We start from the raw sequence: 18,770 nt of genomic DNA, 5'->3' as shown, positions 1-18,770 counted from the left end.
ATAAAGTCGATAATCTATCCATATCTGTATGACGTAGGAATATTGGCATGAGCGCTCTTTCTGTCCAGGGTCGGATTACCCTGATCGCCGGTTGCTGTCTGTTGGTGACAGCCGCCGCTCTGGTTGCCTCTTCGATTTACAACGCGAACAAGATGCAGCAGCAGGTGCGGCAAGCCACCATGCACGAGGCGCAGCAGTCTGCCGAGAACTGGATGAAGGCGATGGGCTCGGAGCAGGCTGCCAAGGTGACCAGCTATCTCGATGAGGCCTATTTCCGGGCCAGTTTGCTGGCGGAGAGCGTGTTGTTCCAGCGCAAGAATGCGGCCGAGAACTTTGTCCATTCGGAGGCGCTGCGCAGCGCCGTCAATCAGCAACTGCACGATGCCGTTGCCTCATCGACCAATCTGCTTGGTGTCTATGCGGTGTTCGAGCCTGACCAGCTGGATGGGGAAGACAGCAACTATCAGGGCTCAACGGCGCTGGGTTCCAACGACAAGGGGCGCTTTTCCAGTTACTGGGCCTACGACAACGGCAAGATAGAGCCGGAAGTGCAGAATGAGGATGTACTGGCCGATGAGAGCCCGACCGAGGCTGGTGGCATCGAAAACGAGTGGTATCGCTGCAGCATTCGCACCCGTGCCCTCTGCCTGCTGGAGCCCTATCTGGACGATGTGGGCGATAAACAGATATTGATGACCTCGGTGACAGTCCCGCTGCTGGAGCAGGAGACCTTGCTGGGGATGGTCGGGGTCGATATCTCGCTGGCCACTTTGCAGAGTCTGGTCAGTATCATGGACAAGGAGCTCTATGAGGGCAAGGGCAGAATCTTGCTGGTCAGTCACGAGGGGCGCGTGGCGGGAGCCGATGAGTTCGATGTGACCATGGGACGCGGGCTGGATCAGAAGTATCAGGGGCTGGCCAGCGAGCTGAAAGGCTGGCTCAGTCAGGGTCAGGAGCTGACTCGCTGGAGCCGCGATGGCTCCCTGTTGCAGACTTTTGTCCCTGTATCCATGCGTGGCACCGACCGTAAATGGGGCATCTACATTGAATTGCCACGGGCCGTAGTACTGGCCTCGGCCCAGCAACTGCAAGATGAGCTGGCCAGTGAGGCCAATCGCAGCGTGGTCTCGCAACTGTCGATCGGGGTGCTGATCTCGCTGGTGGCCCTGAGTTTTATCTGGTTGATGGCGCACCAGATTGTGGCGCCCATCCGCGCCGTGGTTGCCCGTCTCAAGGATATCGCCAGCGGCGAGGGGGATTTGACCCAGCGTATCGAGATCCAGCGGCAAGACGAGATCGGCGAACTGGCCAAGTGGTTCAACAGCTTCCTCAACAAGTTGCAATCCACCATCAGTCAGGTGATTGATACCGTCTCCGGTACGCGTAACAGTGCCGAGCGAGCCGCGCAGGTGGCCGAGCGCACCAGTAGCGGCATGCAGGCCCAGTATCAGGAGATCGATCTGGTGGCGACAGCATTTGAAGAGCTGAGCGCCACGGCGTTGCAGGTCTCCGGTAATGCCGGCTCGGCGGTGGCGGCTGCCAACACCACTGATGCCGCGGCGCAAGAGGGCAAATATGTCGTTGCCGACACCCAGGAGGCGATGCGCAAGCTGATGACCATCATCAACGATGCCCAGCCGGTGGTGGAGCGACTCTCCGCCAACAGCGACAACATCAACGATATTCTCACCGTGATCCAGGGAATTGCCGAGCAGACCAACTTGCTGGCGCTGAATGCAGCTATTGAAGCGGCGCGGGCCGGTGAGCAGGGCCGTGGCTTTGCCGTGGTGGCCGATGAGGTGCGCAATCTGGCGGGTCGCACCCAGAATGCCATCGTCGAGATCCAGACCCTGATCAGCCAACTGCAATCCGGTACCGGCGCCGTGGTCAAGGCGATCCGCGATGGTCATGGTCAGGCTGACGAGACCCTCGCCAAGGTGGATCTCTCTGTGCAGGTGCTGGAGCAGATTATCCAGTCGGTCTCCACCATCCATCAGATGAACGAGCAGATTGCCCGGGCGGCGCAGGAGCAGAGCCGGGTGGCGGACGAGATCAACCGTAACGTCAGCAACATTCGCGATGTGAGCCACACCATTCGGGCCGAGGCGGCGACCTCCGCCGAAAATGGTCGCGAGCTCTCTGCGCTGGCGGACAAGCAGCAGCAGCTGGTGGGGCAGTTCAAGGTATAGAAGGGATGAAAAAAGGCGCCATCCAGCTGGAGGCGCCAAACACATTCAGATGACAGACTGGGTCAAACCGGTGAGATTTGAGCCCCTCTTCCCGCAGAGGAAGAAACACAACACCACAATCGCAGTCGAAAGACTCACTAAAAACACATGTAAACCAACACGTAGTAGAAAATGTGAGCCATATGACGACTGATTGCTGGGCGAATTATGTTTATTCACTGGTCGACCCGCAACCGACAAATTATAATGCGCCCCATTAGAAAAACTCATCGTCGGCTGGTGTCATGTCTCGTCGTTTACCCCCGCTCAATGCCCTCAAGGCCTTTGAAGCAGCGGCTCGTCACTTAAGCTTTACCCGCGCAGCAGAAGAGTTGTTTGTGACTCAGGCTGCCATCAGTCACCAGATCAAGGCGCTGGAGGAGTATCTTGGCATCAAGCTGTTCCGCCGCAAAAACCGTTCCTTGTTGCTGACCGAAGAGGGGCAGGGCTATTTCCTGGATATCAAGGACATCTTTGCCTCCATCTCTGAGGCGACCGACAAGCTGCTGGCCCGCAGTGCCAAGGGGGCGTTGACTGTCAGTTTGCAGCCGAGTTTCGCCATCCAGTGGCTGGTGCCGCGGCTGGTCAAGTTCAGCGAGCGTCATCCTGATATCGATGTACGGATCAAGGCGGTCGACCTTGACGAAGGGTCGCTCACCGACGATGTGGATGTGGCCATCTACTACGGGCGCGGCAACTGGCCGGGTCTGCGCTCGGACAAGCTCCATACCGAATACCTGATCCCGGTCTGCTCCCCCTTGCTGCTGACCGGGCCCAAACCGCTGCGTACGCCGCAAGATTTGACTCTTCATACCCTGCTGCACGATACCTCCCGCCGCGACTGGAAGGCCTGGTTCCGCCAGCTCGATATCGATGCACCCAACGTCAATCAGGGGCCCATCTTCAGCCACTCAACCATGGTGATCCAGGCGGCGATCCACGGCCAGGGGGTGGCGCTTGGCCACAGTGTGCTGGCACAACCCGAGATTGAGGCTGGCCGCCTTATCTGCCCGTTCGAGCAGGTGCTGGTGAGCAAAAATGCCTTCTATCTGGTGTGCCAGGAGCAACAGTCGGATCAGGGCAAGATCGTTGCCTTCCGCGACTGGATGCTGGAGCTGGTGGAGCAGGAAGAGGCGCGTCGCAGAGCAAGGCTCGCCGATGCCTGATGTGATCCGCGAGGGGGCAGTTGATGCCCCCGTTCGCATTTTGCTGGCCCACGGGGCAGGCGCCGGGATGGAGCATGTTTTTCTTGCCGAGTTGTCACGCCTGCTGGCTGGCCCCGACATCGAAGTGGTGCGCTTCAACTTTCCCTACATGACCAAGCGAACACAGAATGGCAAGCGCCGTCCGCCGGACAGAGCACCTGTACTGCTAGCCCATTGGCGCGACATGATCCGCGAGTTTGCCCATCCACGGCTGTTTCTGGCGGGCAAGTCGATGGGCGGGCGGATGGCGGCGGAACTGTATAGCGAAGGCGAGGGTGAGATGAATGCTGCAGGATTGCTCATTCTCGGGTATCCTTTCCACCCTCCGGCCAAGCCCGACAGCTGGCGAGGCGAGGTACTCAAGCATATTGCAGTGCCAACCCTGCTGTTGCAGGGGGAGCGCGACACCTTCGGTAGTCGTGCCGAACTGGCCGATTTCCCCTTCTCACCCGCCGTATCGGTCCATTGGTTGACCGATGGTGATCATGGTTTCAAACCGCGTAAAGCCAGTGGCGTGAGTGAGCAGGAGAATATGCAGCATGCAGCGGCGGCCATCAGCCATTTTGTGGCTCGACATGGATAGCACGAGAGGGTTGGTTTGATTGCCAGCCGTGATGAGAGAGGGAGAGTGAGGATGCAGATCCATCGACATTGGCTGATACTGGCTGGTCTCTTCGGGTTGACGGCCACCATGCTGGGGGCTTATGGCGCCCATGGATTGGCGGCGACCGGCATTACGCCCGAGCGTCTGGCGGCATTCAATACTGCCGTGCAATATCAGTTTTTTCACGCATTGGCCCTGCTGGTTCTGGGCTGGTGTGGTGTGTGCAGCAGGGTGATCCACCTGGCTGGCACCGCTTTTGTGCTGGGGATCATCGGATTCTCCGGCAGTATTTACGCCATGGTGCTGCTTGGCAGCAAGGGGCTGGGGTTGATTACTCCGGCCGGTGGCCTCTGTTTTATGTTGGGATGGGCGGCCCTGATCTGGGCTGGCTGTCGTCTTGGAGGAAAAAATGAATAATCTGCTGCTTTATTGCCGCCCCGGTTTTGAGAAAGAGGCGGCTGCAGAGATCACTGAGCGTGCCGGTAACATGCAGTGCTACGGTTTCGCCCGGGTCAAGGACGACAGCGGTTATGTGATCTTCGAACTGTATGACGAGGAGCAGGCGGACCTGCTGGCTCGCAAGCTGCCGTTCCGGGAGCTCATCTTCATCCGCCAGATGCTGGTGGTCACCCATGAGCTGAAGGATCTGGATGTCGCGGACAGGATCTCCCCCATCCTTGAGGCGGTGAGTGACTACACCATTTGCGGTGATCTGCGGGTCGAAACCGCGGACACCAACGAAGCGAAAGAGCTGTCGGCCTTCTGCCGCAAGTTCACCGTGCCGCTTCGTCAGGCGCTGCGCAGCAACGAGATCCTGACCAAGAAGGAGACGCCAAACCGTCCGGTGTTCCACGCCTTCTTCATGGCCAATGATCATGTCTTGCTGGGCTACTCCTATTCGTTCAACAACTCCGGATTCCACATGGGGATCCCGCGCCTGCGCTTCCCGGCCGATGCGCCGAGCCGCTCCAGCCTCAAGCTGGAGGAGGCGTTTTACGTGTTCGTGCCGCGGGAAGAGTGGGATGTGCGTCTCTGCTCAGGCATGAAGGCGGTGGATCTGGGCGCCTGCCCGGGCGGCTGGACCTATCAGCTGGTGCGCCGTGGCATGATGGTGACGGCGGTCGACAACGGCATGATGGCCCAATCCCTGATGGATACTGGTCAGGTCAAGCATATCCGGGATGACGGTTTCGTCTGGCGTCCGAGCAAGAAGAACACCTACTGGCTGGTGTGCGACATGGTCGATAAACCGGCGCGGGTCGTTCACATGATTGCGGACTGGTTCCGTGAGGGTGACTGCCAGGAGGCGATGTTCAACCTCAAGCTGCCGATGAAGAAGCGTTATACCGAGTCGGTGCACAATATCGAGGTGCTGCGCGAGATGCTCAAGGAGATCGACAACGCGTTCGTGATCCAGGCCAAGCAGCTCTATCACGATCGAGAAGAGATCACCGTGCATGTTTACAACAAGTACTGGGTCTCCAAACTCGAGCCCAAGGCGTGATGTAGCAGTTCTGCCCGTACGATAAATACCAAGGCCGACAGGGAAACCTGTCGGCCTTTTGCTATTCGGCTGCCGGAAAATATCAGAAACGGTAATCGAGGCGCAGGGAGGATTCGTCGTCGGTCACCTTGATCTCTATCTGCAGCGGGATGGTTTTGTCGACCGGATTGAATTGCATCTTTATCCCGTCTCCTCTCAGCCTGAGGGCGGTGTTCATTCCGCCAGCCTTGAACTTGACCTTGGGTCTGAAGCGTTCAACCGACAGACTGACGCTCTTTTCCGGGGTTAGATTGAGCTGCGGGTAGGAGGTGATCTTTTGATTACCAAAGTTGTCGGTGGAGACTTCAATACCAAACGACAGGGGTTTGGGTGCCTTGAGCAGGTCGTTGGTATTCAGGCTCGAGCGCCATACCTCGGTGGCAGTCCGTTTTTCCTGCTGTGGCAGTTTGGCGGTTTGGGTCTGTTGATCCTGCTCGAAAGCACTGGCAGTACCACACACCAGCATCAGGCCCGACACCAGATAGCACCCGTATCCCTTCATGAAAAACACTCCCTGTTCTTTTTCTCTATTGAACATAGTTGCTGTTCGGGGAGTGGCAAAGGATTCGGAAACATAAAAAAGGGAGCCGAAGCTCCCTTTTAAAATCAATGAATTAACTCACAGGCGATCGATGATGGCCTGGGTGAATTCGCTGGTGGAAGCCGTGCCACCCAGATCGCGGGTGACCCGATCACCGGATTCGATGGTGGCTCGTACTGCCTCGCGTATCCGCTCTGCTTTATCCTGCATGCCGAGGTATTCCAGCATCTGGATGGAGGCAAGGATCACCGAGGTCGGGTTGGCGATATTCTTGCCAGCTATGTCAGGCGCAGAGCCGTGGACCGCTTCGAAGATGGCCGCGCCATCGCCAATGTTGGCGCCGGGCGCCATGCCGAGACCGCCGACCAGACCGGCGCAAAGATCCGAGAGGATGTCGCCGAACAGGTTGGTGGTGACCATGACATCGAAACGCTCTGGGTACATCACCAGGTTCATGCAGGCGGCATCGACGATCATCTCTTCGCTCTGGATATCCGGGTAGTGGCTGGCGATGTCACGTGCCACTTCGAGGAACAGGCCGGAGGTTGACTTGAGGATGTTCGCCTTGTGGATGATGGTGACCTTCTTGCGCCCTTCCTGACGAGCCAGCTCGAAGGCAAACTTGACGATGCGCTCGGCCCCTTCGCGGGTGATGATGCTCATCGCCTCGGCACTCTTGTTGTCATCGCTGCGCTTCTGACCTGCACCCGAGTACATCCCTTCGGTGTTTTCACGCACCGTGATGATGTCGATGTTGTCGTAACGGCTTCTGGTGCCCTTGAAGGAGATGACCGGACGCACGTTGGCGTAGAGGTTGAACTTCTTGCGCAGGGAGACGTTGATGGAGGTAAAACCGCCGCCGACCGGTGTGGTCAATGGCCCTTTCAGGCTCACCTTGTTCTTCTCAATCAGATCCAGGGTAGCCTGGGGCAGCAGCTCGCCATGCTTCTCGAGGGCAACCAGACCCGCATCAGCGTATTCGTACTCAAAGTCACAGCCCGCATGGGTCAGGATCTGGATGGCTGATTCAATGATGCTGGGGCCGATGCCGTCGCCGGGGATCACGGTAATTTTTCTTTTGGACATGAGAGGGTTCCACTTCCAGGGTATAGGGGAGGATGGGGCTGCTTTATAGCATTTACTCAGCAAACCAACCACATTCCTTTACATTCTACTCACGTTTATCAACAGCGAGGGTGAGTCTCGTCATGGTTCACGCCCTTGCCTGCATTTTTGTTCGGCACTTTAGTCCGGCTGGGGCGGGTAGCGGATGTCCCGCAGGTTGAATCCCAGCGGAATATCCCGCTGCAAGCGCACCAGCCGCTGGGCCAGCAGGGCCTCATCCTGATGTTGGCGCAGCTTGATCAGTGGCTTGGCTGCATCCTCTTGCTGGCAGGCCTCGAGCATGGCTGCCAGATTGCTATATTGCTGCAACAACTGGGTGGCGGTCTTGGGGCCAATCCCCGGAACCCCCTTGATATTGGAACCGCTGATACCGGTAAGCGCCCAGAAATCGACCAGCTGAGCAGGGGCTACCCCATATTGCTGCTGGACGAAGGCAGCATCCAGCCAGCGCTTGTTGAAGTAGTCGCGCACCCGGATCTGCGGGCAGATCAGTTGGCAGAACCCCTTGTCGGTGGAGATGATGGTCGCCTGATGGCCATGGCTGGCGATGCCGCTTGCCAGGGTGGCTATGAGATCATCCGCTTCATCGGTCTCGGAGAGCAGGGCATCGACCCCGCACTCCCAAAAGGCATCCTGCAGGGTCGCCAACCCCTCACGCAGTTCGGGGGGCATGGGGGTTCGCCCCTCCTTGTAGGCCGGATAGACCTCTTTGCGCCAGCTATGCACCTCGCCATCAAACACGGCAATGACATGGGTCGGCTCGCTATTGGCCAGCAGCTTGCGGCAGGTATTGATAAGGTTGGCGCGAGTTGCAACCAGCACCTGGGCAGGGGTCAGTGCCTGCTGGGCCTGTACCGCGTGCAGACGGCGAATGAGGTTGAGGGCATCGATGATGAGCAGGTGTGGCCGGATAGTTGACATGGGGCACTCTTGGCGGTCGGGACGCCCCATTGTAACAAACCGCTCGACTTATGGGGGATTGATGGCGGTCGGGAAGGCATAGCGCTAATAAAGAGGGGCGCCGATGCGCCCCTCTGTCGATGATGTATCTGTACCCTAGCGGACGATTTCGTAGCAAGGCACATACTGACTGCCCGGCAGCTTCATCCGCTGCTGCTTGACGAAACTCTCCAGCAGCTTGTCCATCAGGTGCATCAGCTCCTTGTCGCCGTGCAGCTTGAAGGGGCCTTTCTTCTCGATGGCGCGAATGCCCCCTTCCTTGACGTTGCCGGCGACGATACCGGAGAAGGCACGACGCAGGTTGGCGGCCAGCAACTGGGGCGGCTGGTTGCGGTGCAGATCCAGACTTGCCATGCTAGCGTGATCCGGTTCGAAGGGGAGTTGGAACTCCGGCTCAATCTTGAGGGACCAGTTGAAGGAGTAGGCATCGCCGACCGATTTGCGGTATTCGCGGATTTTCGGCATCGCCTCTTTCATCACCCGGGCCACTTCCGGTGCATCGCCGACAATGATCCGGTAGAGCTTGGTTGCCGGTTCACCGAGGGTCGCCTTGATGAAGTCGTCGATGGCACGGAAGTAGTCGGCACTCTCTTTCGGGCCGGTCAGAATGATGGGCATCGGCTGCCGCTCGTTGGCCGGATGCATCATGATGCCGAGCAGATAGAGCAGCTCTTCGGCGGTGCCGACCCCACCCGGGAAGATAATGATGCCATGGCCGAGGCGCACGAAGGCTTCCAGCCGTTTCTCGATATCCGGCAGGATCACCAGCTCGTTGACGATGGGGTTGGGTGGTTCGGCCGCGATAATGGAGGGTTCGGTCAGGCCGATGTAGCGTCCGTTGCGAACCCGCTGTTTGGCATGGCCGACGGCGGCCCCCTTCATCGGGCCCTCCATGGCGCCAGGGCCACAGCCGGTACAGATGTTCAGCTCACGCAAGCCCAGTTCGCTGCCCACGGCGCGGGTGTACTGGTATTCGATCTCGTTGATGGAGTGGCCACCCCAGCAGACGATCAGGTTGGGATCGGCGCCGGGCAGGATCACCTTGGCGTTGCGCAGGATGGCGAACACCACGTTGGAGATATGAGTGGAGTTGGTCAGATTGACCAGTCGGTTGGACTCGAGCTGATTGGAGACATAGAGAATGTCGCGCAGCACCGAGAAGAGGTGCTCCTGAATGCCGCGAATGATCTCGCCATCGACAAAGGCGTGCTCGGGGGCATTGAACAGTTCCAGCTTGACCCCGCGCTCGCGCCGGATCACATGAATATCGAACGATTTGAAGCGCTCCAGGATCTCCTTGGAGCTGTCGGTATGGCTACCCGAATTGAGCACTGCCAGCGAGCAGTTGCGAAACAGTTGATAGATATCGCTGGAGGCAGTCTGCTTGAGGCGATCCACCTCAAGCTGTGACAGCAAATCCATGCTGCCGACGGGATTGATGTGCGTAATCATATGTTCCCCTTTACTCACTTGTTATCGTTGTGTTTTTCCCTGGGGAGAAAAGGGGACGCTATGTTGCATCCCCTGAGATCGATAGTAGTGGTAACAGAGGGTGGAGGGAAATAGGGCGACGACTGTTCGCTGTTTTTTTGACCGCTCGTCAGGCCAGAGTCACTTGATCCCGACCGGTATGCTTGGAGTGGTAGAGCGCCTTGTCCGCCCGTTCAAATACATCTGACGGGTTGTCCCCATCCTTGAACAGGGTTGCGCCGATGGAGATGGTGATCTCCACCTTGGCATCGCGAAAACGGAACGGGATGCTCTTGATGGTCTGGCGCAGGGTCTCCAGTGGCTTCTGGAACTTGTCCGGGTTGATGTTGGGCAGCAACACCACGAACTCTTCCCCACCAAAACGGGCGATGAAGTCGGTGTCACGCAGCGCGCTCTGCAGCGCTTTGGCGACCACTTTCAGTGCCTTGTCACCCGCCATATGGCCGTAGTTGTCATTGATGTTCTTGAAGTGATCGATGTCGATGATCGCCATGCAGAGCGGAGTGCGGTAACGAAGCCAACGTTTGTATTCCTGCTCCAGCCGTTCATCGAGGGCGGCCCGGTTGTGCACCTGGGTCAGGCTGTCGAGGAACAGCTTGTGTTTTTGAATGGTCAGCCGCTTCTTGTACTCGGCGGTCTCCTCCTTCATCAAGCGCAGCTTGGACTCCATGGTGGAGAGGCGGGTAAGCAGGTGACGCTCCCGCGCCGCCGTACTGTCACGCTCCTGCAGCAGCAGGTTGATGGCGCCCATATGGCCGGAGATGGCGCGCTTGAGCGCATCGATGGAGTTATGGCTGGCCAGGGAGTGATCGATCGCCTGCAACTCGTTGACCAGCGCCTCGCGGGTCTCTCTGGTTTCGTTTTGCAGCGCACGCCCCTCATCGAGGGATTCGGTAAACCCGACATGTACCGCGGAGAGGCTCTCGTTGAGGGAGCTGAGGAAGGCGCGGGAGGCTTTGCGCTCCTCACGGGTGCCTTCGATGATGAGCTCGATCACCTGCAGGCAGGTTTCCGCCAGCAGGGCAGGGTTGATCCCGATCAGCAGTTGGCGGCGAATATCGCTCAGGCTCTCGCCGATGGCGCCGGCAAAGTCGAGTTCGGTGATAAGTCGCTGCAGCTCATCGGCGATACGGGTGTGATCCTTGAGATCAAACGGGTCGACATCGGGCTGGCCATCGTTGCTGGCAGTATCGCTTTCTTGTTGAGTTGCACCTGACGGTGGCAACAGGGGCTGACTTGGCAGCAGCTGGATCTTGATCGCCTGCTGGTAGAACTCCAGCAGCTTGATCACCTTCTTTTGGTGATCGGCAATGCCGTAACCGACCGGACTTGCCAGAAATTCCTTGAGGGACTTGCGGGTCTCTTCCGGGAAGCCCTTGATGTTTTTCAGCTGTTTGGAACCAAGCTCGATGGCGGTCTGGGTCAGGGTGATCGACTCTTCCAACGCATTGCTGTGCTGCTGCAGCAGTTTTTCAATGGCCAGCAGATCCTCGTCTAGCGCGGTAAATGCGGGATTGTTATCCAGTTTCTGCTTGAGCTTGGCGAAGCGATTGTCCAGCTCGCGGTCGAAGCCACGGCAGGAGAGCATCAACTTGTTGATAAACTGGATACCACGGGCACGCTCTGCATCGGAAAACGACAGTACGCCGTCGAGTTCCAGCTGTTTCTGCTGAAGGGATTCCCTGAGTCTTGCCAATTGTCCTGCTACGGCAGCGATGTCATTCATTATCAGGTCGCCCTGTTGTCATTATTGTTTTTGGTGTTGGATAGCAACAGTGGTCGAACTTGGTTTCGATCCTCGCCTGTTATCTACATTATTTCCTGGTGGTTATCGGCTGCCGGCTTCCTTGCAAGGCTGGGCCAATTAACCCATTGCTTTTCATGAGAAGAATTGACTTTTACCAGTCCCTTGTCAATTGCCATCAGGCCGCATTGCCACACGTCTCCATTAAAAAATGCCGCTTGTTGGCAATCGATCGCCGCGAGCTCCAACCAGGCGTTTTGCTGGCATTTTTCACTGAGCTGAATGGCTCCCGACAGGGCGAGATAGCAGAGGTCAAACAGGCCATTGTGATCGAGCGCGGTCGCCGCTTTCGGCAGGAAGGGGTGACTGACAATCCCGAGGCTGATCTGGCGATCCAGCGGATAGCTGCAAGGGAAGGCGGCGATGGCAGTCAGCAGGTCTCCCGCCAGTTGATGCAGGTTGGTGACGTGGCGCTGTGGCACCACATAGAGCATGTGTCCTTCACGCAAGTCATAGATACGGCCATCTTGCGGGGTCAGGGTGTCCATATAGGCACCGAAGGCCTGTTCGATTTCTCTGCTGGCCTGATAGCCGTGGCGCTCCAGCGTGTTGACCAGGAAAGGCACACGGAACAGCAGATAGTGCAGCTTGTCATCGAACTCGCTGGAGGGCTGTTCACTGAGGTACCAGCGATCCGATTTCAGCTGGCGCTTTGCCATCTCCCGCGGCCAGCGGTTCATCAGCCGCTGCCAGTTGGCCAGCCCCGAGCGTGGCTCGATCAGCAGGGCCTCATTGGTCCGTTTCAGTTGCAGGCGGGCAGTACGCAGCTTGAGCCAGAGGGTGAAGAAGAGGTAGATAAAGAGCGCCAGCAGCAGGCTGGTGGTGATGCTCGACCAGAGATAGCGCTCCTGCTGGTGCTGGCTGTTGTTAAGTCGCTGCTCCAGCTCCTTGATATGTTGCACCCGCTCGACCTGGACATAGTTGTCGCGGATCGCCGCCTGCTCCATAGCCTGCTCCTGCTGGCGCACCTCCTCGCCAAGACGGTGGAAGCGCTTGTAGCTGTCGAGAGCCTGACGCAGATACCCCTTCTGCTCATAGGCCAGCGACAACAGGCGGAATACCTCGTACTGACGGCGAGTATCGCCGAGCTGATTGGCCAGCGCGCGGGCGTTCTCCAACTGCAGAATGGCGATGGCGGCCTCCTGTTTCTTCAGATAGAGCTCGCCGAGCAGTAGCAGGGTATCGATCAGCGGCTCTTTGGCATCGCTCAGCTCGTGGGACTGACGGGCCGCATTGAGGTAGTTGCTGGCCAGCGAGAGGTTGCCGCTTTGCAGGTAGGTCTTGCCGATTTCATATTTGAGCAGGGAGGCCTGCGGTCGGTTGCTCCCCTCATCGAGCAGATCCAGCGCATTGAAGAAGTAGACCAGCGCCATATTGAGGTCGCCCTGCTCGCGGTTGAGTCGCGCCAGCACCATCAGGGAGTCGCACAGCAGGGAAGGGTTGCCGATGGAGTGGAAGTAGTTGGCCGCCTCATTGGCATACTGCAGCGCTTTCTGGGGCTCCTGCTCCTGCTGGTAGAGTTTGACTATCTGGTTCGACAGCAGGCCGAGAAAGAGCGGGTCATTGAGACTTTTGGCCTGTTGCTGGGCATCGATATATTCCCCTAGTGCCAGCTGTGGCTGCTGCAGCGCGCGATAGAGGTCGCCGCTGATGGCGCTGACCCAGGCACTGGCGAGAGGATTGGGGGTCTTGGCGGCCCAGATCCGCGCATCTGCCAAGTGGGCCTTGGCATCATCGAAGTGCTGGTTCTCGATGTCGTAGCTGGTGCGTTGCAGGCGGCCATAAATCTGCAACTGGCTCTGCTTGAGAGTGGGGACGGCCAGCTGTTCGTCCAGTTGATCCATCAGGGCGCGGCTGGTGCTCTGGTTATCCGGTTTGAGGGCCTGACTGCGGATCTTGAGATAGAGGCCGTGGGCCTTGAGTTCCGGTTGTTGCTCTTTGTCTGCCAGCGCCATCGCCTTGTCGAGCGCTTGCTGGGTGGCCTGATATTGGCCCAGTTGCAGCAGACACTCCCCTTTGAGCAGGTGGGCGCCTATGGTCTGGGCCGCCGTGCTGTAGCTCAGGATGGGCTCGCGATAACCGAACTCCTGGCGATTGCTGATGATTTGCTGGGGATTATTGGCTGCGCGCGTCAGGAAGGCTGTGGTGATCTGGACGCATCTGGCAGGATCGGTCAGTACCATCGATTGCGCTTGTTGCAGATCGATAGAGAGTTGCTCCTTGTCGAGATCCAGATTCGGAGCTGACAGGGAGGACATCATCATGGCCAGAAAAAACAGTTGATTCATTGGATTAAGGACGGCGCAGAGGTGTTGGCATGTTATCCAAGCCCCCCCCTGCGAGTCCAGCGTTTACTGTGGTTTGCTGGTGGCCAGCAAGTGGGTTTCGTCTGGATTTTATTATCCAGCACCCTTATCCCAGCTGCGTAAAGCATCGATTGAAACCTTTTTGCCAGTCATGGAGGGCAGTGCGACTGCCCTCTCTGTCGCAACTCGACTTTATTGGCGGATCAGACGCAGGTTGGCGGGCACCGCTTCGAAATCGGAGCGGAACGGGTTGATGTCGAGGCCGCCACGGCGGGTATAGCGGGCATAGACGGTCAACTGCTCAGGCTGGCAATAGTGTTTGAGGTCGATAAAGATCCGCTCGATGCACTGCTCGTGGAACTCGTTGTGCTGGCGAAACGAGATGAGATAGCGCAGCAGCTTCTCCCGATCGAGTTTCGGCCCCTTGTAGCGGATCACCACGGAGCCCCAGTCCGGCTGGCTGGTGACCAGACAGTTGGATTTGAGCAGGTGGCTGTGCAGGGTCTCTTCTACCTGTTCGCTACCGGCCGCCCCTTGCAGCAGGGACGCATCAAACTCGTAATTGTCTACCTCGATATCCTGCTCGTCGATGCACTCGCCGGGCAGCAGGGCAATCTGGTGCGGCGCCTTGTCGAGGGGGAACAGGGTCACCTTGACGGTCTCACCGGCACAGGCACTCAGATCCTTGGTCAGCATGGCGGCGACTGCCTCGATAGAGTCGCAACGGGTCTGGTTGAAGGAGTTGAGGTAGAGCTTGAAGGATTTGGATTCGATCAGATTCGCACTGGTGGCCGGAATGGTCACTTCACCCACCGCCACCATCGGCTTGCCCTTACCGTTGAGCCAGGAGAGCTCATAGAGGGTCCAGACATCGCAACCGCTAAAGGGCAGGTCATCGCCCAGCTGGAGATCATCCCGGTTCAGGCTACGTGGAACCGGCTGCAGCAGGGAGGGGGTGTACTGGCTAATGTAATCGGATTGCTGGCCCAGGCTCAGGCCGGTCAGGGCGCTGGCCCCGGCGTATCTATCTTGTTTGCTCACAGGGTTGCTCACGTAATGTGCTCATGATGAGTGGAATGAAACAGGCCATTGCAGAGCCGGATGGTTGCAGCCGTTTGGCTTGGGCGTCGGCCTCTCTATATCCCGGGTTCTGTTTCCCGGGTCGCAAGGTCGGCTGGCAACCTTGTCTGTTACCGGGTTTGGTGGTGCAATAGCGGACTTTGCCAGCAATTGTGGGGATTTTCGATGTCGGATCAAGTTTTGTCTGCCTTGGAGCACTTTTTTGCCCGCTGGCAACGGGATGGCGAGGCCAGACGAGGCCTGCCCCTGTGCGAGTGGGAGGCGGACTGGCGTTCCCCCTGCCAGCTTGGTGAGCCCGCCGATGGTCGGGTGGCTTGGCGTCCTCACCATCGCTCCGAGCCCGCCGACTTTACAGCAATGGCCGATGCCCTCGAGCTGACGATTCATCCCAGCGCTATCGCCCTGTTCGGGCACTGGTTAAGCCGCCCCATCCCCTGCCTTTTCAAGGGGCTGCGCCTTGAACTGATCCTGCCGTGGAACGACGCGGATCTCGACCTGCTCAAGGAGAACCTCATCGGCCACCTGCTGATGCTGCGCAAGCTAAAACGAACCCCCTCCATCTTCATTGCCACCACCCGCAACGAGATGACGCTCATCTCCCTTGATAACGAGAGTGGTCAGGTGTGGCTGGAGTGGCTCGATTCCGGCCGCCGTCTGACGTTGGCGCCCTCCTTGCCGGCGTTTCTGGAACGGCTTGAGACGTTGCCGCAATAGCACCTGCTCGAGCCAAGGTTACCCATCGGAACGAAAAGAGCCTTGCCATGCGGCAAGGCTCTTTTTTATGGCATCGCGTACAGGGAACGCGCTTAATCCTTGAAATCCCAGGAGAGGTTGGAGACCAGACGGCAGCTGTCGCACTTGAAGTCGAAGATCTCGTGCAGCGGCTCTGTCAGCGCCCACTCACCGCCACAGCTGGGGCAGGGGCGCGCCTTCTCCTCGGCGGCGCTCAGCCCGCCCACCCGATAGAGGTAGTAGTAGGTGGGGATGCCGCTCAGCACTTCCAGCCGTTTGGCCAGATCGCTGCCGCGCCGGTAGAGGCGGCTGCCCACTTCGCCGATTTCGTGCAGCGCCGCATGTTCGGCGATGGAGCCGTTCATCTGCAGCTGATCGCACGCCTCCCAATCCTCCTGCCACTTGATGATCTGTTTCTGATCGCCGTTGGCGACTGCGGGCAGTTGGTAGAGCGGAATGGGGGCGAAGTGGTCGCCACAGCGCAGCGGCGAACAGGTATGCAAAAAGCTGGTGTAGAGCAGCATCCAGCTCGGCCGCTCGCCCTGCGTGCCGCAAGGATCTGTACTGTCGGAGAGCAGATCCGCCCCCTGCAGCTGGAGTTTGGGCGCCAGCAGTCCGGCCTGATTGAGCTGCTGTTCGGCCAGCTTGACCTGATCGCTCTGGTTGTCCGGATGCAAACTATCCTGCTCTGGGCAGACTACCCGACTGACGAAATAGCCGTCGTGCATGCTGGTGGGGAACTCCCGCCCGAGGATCTGGCCCTGATAACGCAGCATGTCGAGGTAGTTGACGATGGCCCGCTCGGCGTCGCCAAGGGAGGTATCGCGGTAACACTCAAAGCAGAGTTCGACGATATACATGGTTCAGCCTTGCCCCTGCTGGAGGAGCAGGTCGGTCAGGCGATCCACCTTCTGTTCGATGCGCGCGAGCTGTTCGGCGAGTTGCTGCAGGGTGAGCTCCGGTGCAGGCTGGGGGGCTGCCTCTTGCAGGAGCTCGCTCTCGGCTGTCGCAACTGGCTGCTGCTTCCACTGGCTCAGCACTTTCAGCAGCTCGGCCATCGGCACGGGCTGGGTGAGGCGGGCCTTGATCATGGCGGTGGTGGGCGTCAGGCCCTTGGCGGCCAGCTCGTTGGCAATTCGGATGATCTCGTGGGCGGACATAAGCATGCTCTGGGTGAGAAGGGGGGATCGATATCGGGGCGGGATCTTAACCAAAGCCGGCAGGGGAGGAAAGGGGCGGGCGGCTTAGCGGGGCTGGCGCAGCATCACATCGAGCTGGTCGATCGCCTCGCACCAGTCGGAGTCGTTCCACAGGGCATCGCGCAGAAAGCTGGCCTGGGCGGCGTTCCAGAAACCGGCCTCCGGCAACAGGGTTTCATTGTCGAGGTGATGGTCGTGCACAAAGCGGTGCAGGCTCAGCTCGTCGTTGGCCATCCCGAGCTGGGCAAACAGGGCTGGCAGATCGTGGACAAGGGGTTCCATCTCGTCTCTCCCTTTGTTTAATCCCTGAGATTATAGACAGGCACAGCCATCGGGCGCAGAGACGAGATTGGAGATCAGGCAGAGGGGATGCGATGGGGTGGCAGATCAACGCCCACGACGTGCAGCCCCTGCATCTTGAGGGTGCCTTGATAGTGGCTCTCGCCATCGCTGGAGAATTCAAACTGATAGTGGGTCAGCAGCCGCAGGGGATTATGCGCCAGCTCCCGCCGATGGCGAGCCAGTGACAGCAGTTGCAGATCATGGTGCTGGCAGTAGCGGCGCATGTATTGCCAGGCCACTTCTGCCTGTTGGCGTTGCAGCCAGAACAGGCCGGCTACGGCAATCAGCAACAAAATTCCGAGCATCTCTCCCATAGGCGGGCTTCCTTATCGTGATGTCGATAACCGGGAGTCCTGCTCGGCACTCCCGATCTCCTTTTCTATTTCCCGCCGTGTTACCTCGTGGCGTGAGGGGGAGGCGAGGGATCAGGCCGAGGCAAACAGACGGCCGATGGCCTTGCCCAGCGCATCGCTGCGCTCGGGGTCGCGCAGTCTGGCCAGCATATCATTGCGCAGGACCGGTAAAGTGACCAACTCGGCAAAAACCTGATTGAAGAACTGGGTCGGTTGTAGTGCCAGTTGTTCCAGATAGTGGCTGAGCAGATTGGCATCTTTCAGATCGGGCCAGAGCCGGCCGGCGATGGCGAGCAGCAGTGCCGGGCTCGGCTGGGTTTGCAGCAGGGTCAGCAGCTTGTTGGTGCGCAAAGTGCTGCCGGGGCAGGAGGCCATGGCGCGGCAGAGGTAGGCCAGGGTCTCAGGGTTGGGGGCGGCGCACTCCTGCTCCTTGCCGATCCGCTCAAGCAGGGCGCCTTGTACTGCAGGCGGCAGTGGGGCGTTTTCAAGGCTCTGGCAGAGGGCATAGAGCGGTTCCTGCGGCAGTTTGGGCAGCGCCTTGCAGATCAGCGCCAGATTGCGTTCATCATGCAGTCGCTCGGCCAGATCGGCAAAGCCCTGCAGCCCCAGCGTTTGCCAACCGGTGTCGTTGGGGGCGGCCAGATAGTGGCAGAGGGCATCGTAATAGGCGGAAGGGGCCTGCTCCAGCTGGCGCGCCAGCTTGGCGTGCAGACTGGCCATTTTTGCCTCCGCCGGGCGGAAGGTGTAGGGATTGTCGGCCAAGCGCTGGGCTTTCTCTTCATCCAGATCGCCGGTGAGCTTGTAGCCCAGGGTCTCCACCACCTGATCCATGAACAGCTTGGGGCCATTTGACATCAGCAGGCCGCGCTCATCGAGGGCAAACTTGAGGAACCAGAGGTAGTGGCGAGACTCGCTCGGCTGGAAGAAGTGCACACCGAGCCAGGCGTGCTGTTGCAGCGGCCAGGGATAGGGCTCTTGCTGCTGTTCGATGCGCACAAAAGTATCGCTTGCCAGTGGCCGCACCTGGCGGCCCATGTCAAACAGCTGGAACTGGGTGCCAGCCTGAGTCAGAAATTCGGTCAAGGTATTGATGGCAGTAGGCGTCGCAGACATGGTGAGATCCGGCTAATGGTGATGCGGGCCGATTATAAGGCCCTTGCCGAGGATAGCCAGTGGCAGCAGACGCGCGTTGCGGCAGATATCAACATGGCAGCCATGCGGGGGGAGGTGTATAGTATCGCCCTTTTTTAACGGCGG

Annotated in this window: 18 protein-coding genes; 6 read left to right on the top strand and 12 right to left on the bottom strand. The window is 58.8% G+C overall.

What is annotated here, in order from left to right; all coding sequences use genetic code 11:
* The first annotated feature begins 47 nt into the window (after positions 1 to 47).
* From AB5Y85_RS04690 to rlmM, 5 genes are all read left to right on the top strand, one after another.
* Positions 48 to 2,189, top strand: a complete 2,142-nt coding sequence (locus AB5Y85_RS04690) for a methyl-accepting chemotaxis protein (RefSeq protein ID WP_257687090.1) — start codon at positions 48 to 50, stop codon at positions 2,187 to 2,189.
* Between the two features lie 284 nt (positions 2,190 to 2,473).
* Positions 2,474 to 3,394, top strand: coding sequence for a transcriptional regulator GcvA (locus AB5Y85_RS04685; protein WP_005338622.1), 921 nt, complete (start codon positions 2,474 to 2,476; stop codon positions 3,392 to 3,394).
* Positions 3,387 to 4,016, top strand: a complete 630-nt coding sequence (locus AB5Y85_RS04680; protein WP_157161259.1) for an alpha/beta fold hydrolase — start codon at positions 3,387 to 3,389, stop codon at positions 4,014 to 4,016. Before AB5Y85_RS04685 ends, AB5Y85_RS04680 begins: the two co-directional genes overlap by 8 nt.
* 51 nt (positions 4,017 to 4,067) lie before the next feature.
* A complete protein-coding gene (locus tag AB5Y85_RS04675; protein ID WP_157161258.1) occupies positions 4,068 to 4,454 on the top strand; it encodes a DUF423 domain-containing protein in 387 nt (128 codons plus the stop codon).
* Positions 4,447 to 5,541, top strand: a complete 1,095-nt coding sequence (gene rlmM, locus AB5Y85_RS04670; RefSeq protein ID WP_257687089.1) for a 23S rRNA (cytidine(2498)-2'-O)-methyltransferase RlmM — start codon at positions 4,447 to 4,449, stop codon at positions 5,539 to 5,541. Before AB5Y85_RS04675 ends, rlmM begins: the two co-directional genes overlap by 8 nt.
* A gap of 82 nt (positions 5,542 to 5,623) precedes the next feature.
* On the opposite strand, the gene AB5Y85_RS04665 is transcribed toward rlmM, so the two are convergent.
* The 7 genes from AB5Y85_RS04665 to queF all read right to left on the bottom strand — a co-directional run bounded on the left by AB5Y85_RS04665 (position 5,624) and on the right by queF (position 14,848).
* On the bottom strand, positions 5,624 to 6,082 hold the full coding sequence (locus AB5Y85_RS04665) for a hypothetical protein (RefSeq protein ID WP_005349721.1): 459 nt from the start codon (positions 6,080 to 6,082) through the stop codon (positions 5,624 to 5,626).
* A 117-nt stretch (positions 6,083 to 6,199) separates the two neighbouring features.
* The gene (locus AB5Y85_RS04660) at positions 6,200 to 7,207 is read right to left on the bottom strand and encodes an isocitrate dehydrogenase (protein WP_136501477.1); all 1,008 of its coding nucleotides are present in this window, start codon (positions 7,205 to 7,207) and stop codon (positions 6,200 to 6,202) included.
* A gap of 159 nt (positions 7,208 to 7,366) precedes the next feature.
* The gene (gene xni / locus AB5Y85_RS04655) at positions 7,367 to 8,167 is read right to left on the bottom strand and encodes a flap endonuclease Xni (protein ID WP_257687088.1); all 801 of its coding nucleotides are present in this window, start codon (positions 8,165 to 8,167) and stop codon (positions 7,367 to 7,369) included.
* Between the two features lie 135 nt (positions 8,168 to 8,302).
* The gene (gene ppnN / locus AB5Y85_RS04650) at positions 8,303 to 9,658 is read right to left on the bottom strand and encodes a nucleotide 5'-monophosphate nucleosidase PpnN (protein ID WP_019445906.1); all 1,356 of its coding nucleotides are present in this window, start codon (positions 9,656 to 9,658) and stop codon (positions 8,303 to 8,305) included.
* 148 nt (positions 9,659 to 9,806) lie between these two features.
* Complete coding sequence (locus tag AB5Y85_RS04645; protein WP_257687087.1) at positions 9,807 to 11,423, bottom strand: diguanylate cyclase; 1,617 nt, start codon at positions 11,421 to 11,423, stop codon at positions 9,807 to 9,809.
* Between the two features lie 83 nt (positions 11,424 to 11,506).
* The gene (locus AB5Y85_RS04640) at positions 11,507 to 13,789 is read right to left on the bottom strand and encodes a hypothetical protein (protein ID WP_199416159.1); all 2,283 of its coding nucleotides are present in this window, start codon (positions 13,787 to 13,789) and stop codon (positions 11,507 to 11,509) included.
* Positions 13,790 to 13,999: 210 nt separating this feature from the next.
* Positions 14,000 to 14,848 carry an NADPH-dependent 7-cyano-7-deazaguanine reductase QueF gene (queF, locus tag AB5Y85_RS04635; RefSeq protein ID WP_257687086.1) on the bottom strand — a complete coding sequence of 283 codons (849 nt, stop codon included), beginning with the start codon at positions 14,846 to 14,848 and terminating at the stop codon, positions 14,000 to 14,002.
* A 204-nt stretch (positions 14,849 to 15,052) separates the two neighbouring features.
* Here queF and AB5Y85_RS04630 point away from each other — a divergent pair, with 204 nt between their 5' ends.
* Positions 15,053 to 15,601, top strand: coding sequence for a SecY-interacting protein Syd (locus tag AB5Y85_RS04630; RefSeq protein WP_257687085.1), 549 nt, complete (start codon positions 15,053 to 15,055; stop codon positions 15,599 to 15,601).
* Between the two features lie 92 nt (positions 15,602 to 15,693).
* Here AB5Y85_RS04630 and AB5Y85_RS04625 read toward each other — a convergent pair whose 3' ends face one another.
* The 5 genes from AB5Y85_RS04625 to AB5Y85_RS04605 form a co-directional block, all read right to left on the bottom strand.
* Positions 15,694 to 16,479, bottom strand: coding sequence for a Zn-ribbon-containing protein (locus tag AB5Y85_RS04625; RefSeq protein WP_257687084.1), 786 nt, complete (start codon positions 16,477 to 16,479; stop codon positions 15,694 to 15,696).
* A 3-nt stretch (positions 16,480 to 16,482) separates the two neighbouring features.
* A complete protein-coding gene (locus AB5Y85_RS04620) occupies positions 16,483 to 16,779 on the bottom strand; it encodes a hypothetical protein (protein ID WP_021229224.1) in 297 nt (98 codons plus the stop codon).
* An 84-nt stretch (positions 16,780 to 16,863) separates the two neighbouring features.
* Positions 16,864 to 17,100 (bottom strand): DUF2789 family protein, encoded by a 237-nt coding sequence (locus AB5Y85_RS04615; protein ID WP_005338602.1) that lies wholly within the window; start codon positions 17,098 to 17,100, stop codon positions 16,864 to 16,866.
* Positions 17,101 to 17,174: 74 nt separating this feature from the next.
* On the bottom strand, positions 17,175 to 17,474 hold the full coding sequence (locus AB5Y85_RS04610; protein ID WP_005338600.1) for a DUF3301 domain-containing protein: 300 nt from the start codon (positions 17,472 to 17,474) through the stop codon (positions 17,175 to 17,177).
* Positions 17,475 to 17,585: 111 nt separating this feature from the next.
* Positions 17,586 to 18,626, bottom strand: a complete 1,041-nt coding sequence (locus tag AB5Y85_RS04605; RefSeq protein ID WP_257687083.1) for a DUF3549 family protein — start codon at positions 18,624 to 18,626, stop codon at positions 17,586 to 17,588.
* Positions 18,627 to 18,770 lie beyond the last annotated feature (144 nt).

The organism is Aeromonas sp. R3-1, from assembly GCF_040908345.1.
In the GTDB taxonomy this organism is placed as follows: domain Bacteria; phylum Pseudomonadota; class Gammaproteobacteria; order Enterobacterales; family Aeromonadaceae; genus Aeromonas; species Aeromonas veronii.
This window is presented reverse-complemented; position numbering and strand designations above follow the sequence as displayed.

Excerpts from the sequence above, each read along its gene's own strand:
- AB5Y85_RS04690 (WP_257687090.1), top strand. The coding sequence starts at position 48 with ATGAGCGCTCTTTCTGTCCAGGGTCGGATTACCCTGATCGCCGGTTGC.
- AB5Y85_RS04685 (WP_005338622.1), top strand. The coding sequence starts at position 2,474 with ATGTCTCGTCGTTTACCCCCGCTCAATGCCCTCAAGGCCTTTGAAGCA.
- AB5Y85_RS04680 (WP_157161259.1), top strand. The coding sequence starts at position 3,387 with ATGCCTGATGTGATCCGCGAGGGGGCAGTTGATGCCCCCGTTCGCATT.
- AB5Y85_RS04675 (WP_157161258.1), top strand. The coding sequence starts at position 4,068 with ATGCAGATCCATCGACATTGGCTGATACTGGCTGGTCTCTTCGGGTTG.
- rlmM (WP_257687089.1), top strand. The coding sequence starts at position 4,447 with ATGAATAATCTGCTGCTTTATTGCCGCCCCGGTTTTGAGAAAGAGGCG.
- AB5Y85_RS04665 (WP_005349721.1), bottom strand. The coding sequence starts at position 6,082 with ATGAAGGGATACGGGTGCTATCTGGTGTCGGGCCTGATGCTGGTGTGT.
- AB5Y85_RS04660 (WP_136501477.1), bottom strand. The coding sequence starts at position 7,207 with ATGTCCAAAAGAAAAATTACCGTGATCCCCGGCGACGGCATCGGCCCC.
- xni (WP_257687088.1), bottom strand. The coding sequence starts at position 8,167 with ATGTCAACTATCCGGCCACACCTGCTCATCATCGATGCCCTCAACCTC.
- ppnN (WP_019445906.1), bottom strand. The coding sequence starts at position 9,658 with ATGATTACGCACATCAATCCCGTCGGCAGCATGGATTTGCTGTCACAG.
- AB5Y85_RS04645 (WP_257687087.1), bottom strand. The coding sequence starts at position 11,423 with ATGAATGACATCGCTGCCGTAGCAGGACAATTGGCAAGACTCAGGGAA.
- AB5Y85_RS04640 (WP_199416159.1), bottom strand. The coding sequence starts at position 13,789 with ATGAATCAACTGTTTTTTCTGGCCATGATGATGTCCTCCCTGTCAGCT.
- AB5Y85_RS04630 (WP_257687085.1), top strand. The coding sequence starts at position 15,053 with ATGTCGGATCAAGTTTTGTCTGCCTTGGAGCACTTTTTTGCCCGCTGG.
- AB5Y85_RS04625 (WP_257687084.1), bottom strand. The coding sequence starts at position 16,479 with ATGTATATCGTCGAACTCTGCTTTGAGTGTTACCGCGATACCTCCCTT.
- AB5Y85_RS04620 (WP_021229224.1), bottom strand. The coding sequence starts at position 16,779 with ATGTCCGCCCACGAGATCATCCGAATTGCCAACGAGCTGGCCGCCAAG.
- AB5Y85_RS04615 (WP_005338602.1), bottom strand. The coding sequence starts at position 17,100 with ATGGAACCCCTTGTCCACGATCTGCCAGCCCTGTTTGCCCAGCTCGGG.
- AB5Y85_RS04610 (WP_005338600.1), bottom strand. The coding sequence starts at position 17,474 with ATGGGAGAGATGCTCGGAATTTTGTTGCTGATTGCCGTAGCCGGCCTG.
- AB5Y85_RS04605 (WP_257687083.1), bottom strand. The coding sequence starts at position 18,626 with ATGTCTGCGACGCCTACTGCCATCAATACCTTGACCGAATTTCTGACT.